The organism is Helicobacter pullorum NCTC 12824 (assembly GCF_017979475.1).
In the GTDB taxonomy this organism is placed as follows: Bacteria; Campylobacterota; Campylobacteria; order Campylobacterales; family Helicobacteraceae; genus Helicobacter_D; species Helicobacter_D pullorum.
This window is the reverse complement of sequence record NZ_JAERIT010000020.1, coordinates 1-3,526: the sequence shown is the minus strand read 5'-3', so window position 1 is coordinate 3,526 and position 3,526 is coordinate 1. Positions and strand designations below refer to the sequence as shown.

Sequence of the window (3,526 nt, the reverse complement as noted above, 5' to 3'; positions counted from 1 at the left end):
ATAGGTTTAAGAGTATCTAAGAGTGTATCACTATTTTTAGAATCTAATAAACCAAAGAAGTATTCTTGAGAGCTTATGGGAGATTCATTGCCACCTAGGAGGAGTTGAGAGTTAAGGAAGATAAAACATTCATATTGTAATAAATCTTGTTCTGTTATATCTTGGTATTCTTGATAATCTGTATTGTTTTGTATTTCGTTGTAGATTTGCATATGGATATTATGGCAATCTATACAATCTCCATTGTTAGGAAAAAGAAAAATGTTTTTACTTTCTCTTTTGATAGAAAATGCGATTTTAAATAAATCTGACATTATTAATCCTTAGTGTATGGCTTCCTTTTCTTTGGCATTGTGTATCATATATTTAGTAAAGCTAGAATAGGTATTGCCATTAAAATACAAGCCTTTGGCTATTTTGTATTTTCCATTGGTAAATTCCTCGTGCCATTCTTGAGAGAGTAAATCCCCCAAGCCTTTGTATCCATATATCTCGTGATAATTACCCTCATTGATATAAGAAGTCTCATTGCCACTCACTACACTAAAGGGCTGACAAGTAGCAAGACTTAATTTTTCTTGTATGCTTACTTTAGCATTAGCCTTGCATTGGTTTCGCATTTTCCTTAATAGCTCATTATCAAATATTTGTATGAAATAGTTAGATTCTATAAATTGCAATAAAGCTTCAATAATATTCTCTTTATCAATGCTTGGGGTAAAATAAGTATTTGAATCCTCTTTAAGTGCTTCAAGTTTATAGGCTATTTCATTGATTTGAGAGATTAAAAGGGCTAGGAAGTCTATATCATTATGTTTGGGAGTTTTCTCATACCAAGCCTGTTCTTTTTTAAATCGCTCATATTTCTTTTGATTTTCTCTATCAATCTCATAGACTAATATATTCATAGCAATTCTTATATTATCCATAAAAATATTGAGTTCGTGGAGGTAATCTGCCAAAGTATCGTGTGTTTGTGTATTGGTATTAGTATCTGTGGTGGAAACTGTATGGGTGTTTTGTGTAGTGTTTGTAGTAGCATTATTTGCACTAGTCCTTTTAGCCTTTCTATGTGCTATGCTTCTGTGTATAGTAGTATGGTTAGATTTTAATTCTAAAAGGTAGGAGTAGAAGTAGAGGGTTTGTGTGAGGGGGATAATGGAGTGAGAATCTTTACCTGTATAGATAGGCAGTCTATTGCGTGAGCCATATTGAGCAGAAGCGATGATATTTATACCGCCGCTGTCATAAATATGAGTGAGCTTCTCTGAAATATCAATGAGATTTTTCTCTAAGAAATCTAACAAGATTTTTATCGTATTGGGGTTTAGGACTACATTGGGGAGATTCCAGCCATAAATGCTAGGGGCATTAAAAGTATAGGCTTCTTTTGGGCTAAATAATAATTCGTCTTTATACTTTTTATCACAATAGATTAGGGCAACTTGAGCAAGATAGCCACCAAGTGAATGTCCTACAAAGATAATGGGTCTATTATAGGCTCTGACTATCTTTTTGACTTCTTTTAAGAAATCTAAGAGGGCAAAGGATTGGGGATTGGCATTTAGAGATAGGGCTATGTCTTGGATAATGTCGTTTATTCGTGTAAGTTCAGTCCCTCTAAATGCCACAATGAAACTATTTTTTGTTTTGTCGCTAAACAAGGTAGCAGAGAATCCTGTCAATGTGTTAGGTTGATGAAATATAACCTCATATCTCTTAGCAAAATTCTTAGCTTGAATCTCACTAAACTCACCATTGAGTTTATCAAAATTAAAAGTTTCATTAGCGTCATTTCTCATTTTCGTAAAAATATCATCGCCTTGTTGTAGATTTATCAAGACTTCTTGATTGTAATATTTTTGACTAATGCTATGGAGTAAGGTTATTTTTGTTTCTTTATACTTTCTAGGGTAAAAAATATCTGATATTTTTTCATTATTTGAATCTAACTCAAATATATTTCTATTATCAATAAACTCAAGGTTAAAATAACTTGCTTGAGCGAGTTCGGCATAGTCTTTTAGGTTGTTGATTGTTTCTTTCATTTTAAGCTCTCAAATTTAAAGTTATATAATATCTAAGTTTTTTGAAATAATCAACAATAGCGGAATGCTAATAAATATAAGCAATAACAAAATAAGTATATTATTAAAAGTGGAGCGTGAATGCTTGAATATTTTTTTTGAATATATACATATCCAATATATTAAGTATGGAAAAGCAAAGATAGAAAAATATACCAACACAAATTCTATGTAATTATTTCCGTGTCCAATACATAGAGCTAAAAATCCAGCTAAAGCCCAAAACACAATCCAACAAATATAGAGTGTTTTTAGAATCTGCATTCAGTCCCCCTAAACCCCGCTACAAACCTATCTTTTTCTTTATCATAGAATAAAGTAGCACTAAAACCTGATTGACTAAAGAAAGATTCTAAAGAAGTATGGTGGAGGAGCTTAAAACGATTGACAAAGTTTTTGGTTCGGGTGGAGAGGTGGTAAGTGAGGTCAGAATCTTTATCTTGCTTTTCTTTAGTAGTGGCAACTAGGATTTTTTGTTGGGTGGTGTCTGAGTCTTCTTTGGGTCTATGGATAAGATTTTGTATTTCATTGTTTATTGGTTCAGGTTTATCTTTGCTTGGATTTTTTATCTTAATATCCTGACTAAACCTAGCCTCTATGGCTAAAGCATAAGCTGTGGGTTGTCCTAGTTTGATTTTTTTATCATTAAATAATTGTTTTGCTAAAACAGATTTATTGATATTTTCCTCTTTTATTTCATACCCTAATTTTATTCCATCTGCATAAATCCATCTTGCAGGTGGTTTTACGCTTTCATTAGGATTCTTGCTTTTTAGCTCATCTAAGAAATAATCTATTTCCTCATTTTCATCGATGTAATGTAGCAGTGCATAAGAAGCGTCTGCTATGTCAGCATAATCTTTTAATTGTTCTATAAAATCTCTAGATTTCAATGTCTTGCTCCTTTCCCTTTTTCATCACTTTTTATGAATTTACCATTTTCTAAGTAAAAGATATTATCTCCTGCTATATCAACAGAATAGCTATTTGTTAATCTAAATCCTGCTCCCTCATCGCCATAGAGTCCATAAGTGGTTATGGTATCAGAAATATAAGTAACCATTGTTATAGGGATTACTTTACCATTTTTATCAACATAATAGCTTGTTATAGCTAAACTTTTCTTTAGCTTTTCAAATATTTCCTTCCCCATATATTCTTTAATTTTTTGGTAGTAGAGACTCCAATCATTTTCTTTGAGTTCTTGTTTTGAAGGTCCTTTAATATAATATTTGCAACCATTGGGGAGGATTTGGGGGAATTTATTATTGAGGTATGTAAAATCCACAAAATGTGTTTCATTCCCTACTTGTATATATTCCCCTAAATATTTTCCTCTATATTCTTTCTTTCCCTTTTCTCTCTGTATTATCTCATCTCTTATCTCTTTATCAAAGACATAGATTCCACCATATTCCTCTGCTATTCTTCCTGTTTCT

3 protein-coding genes and 1 pseudogene are annotated in these 3,526 nt (G+C 31.9%); all 4 read right to left on the bottom strand.

Translation table 11 applies throughout. The features are described from left to right. Positions 1–314, bottom strand: a pseudogene (locus JJQ98_RS08710) (hypothetical protein); the annotation flags it as partial. Positions 315–323: 9 nt separating this feature from the next. After that, positions 324–2,048, bottom strand: coding sequence for a Tle-like phospholipase domain-containing protein (locus JJQ98_RS08705; RefSeq protein WP_151105337.1), 1,725 nt, complete (start codon positions 2,046–2,048; stop codon positions 324–326). Positions 2,049–2,338: 290 nt separating this feature from the next. Continuing rightward, positions 2,339–2,980: a hypothetical protein gene (locus tag JJQ98_RS08700; RefSeq protein ID WP_247596741.1), complete on the bottom strand. Its 642-nt coding sequence runs from the start codon at positions 2,978–2,980 to the stop codon at positions 2,339–2,341. Further along, positions 2,977–3,526, bottom strand: a 550-nt coding sequence (locus JJQ98_RS08695; protein ID WP_247596740.1) for a hypothetical protein, incomplete at its 5' end; no start/stop codon positions are given. The genes JJQ98_RS08700 and JJQ98_RS08695, both read right to left, overlap by 4 nt.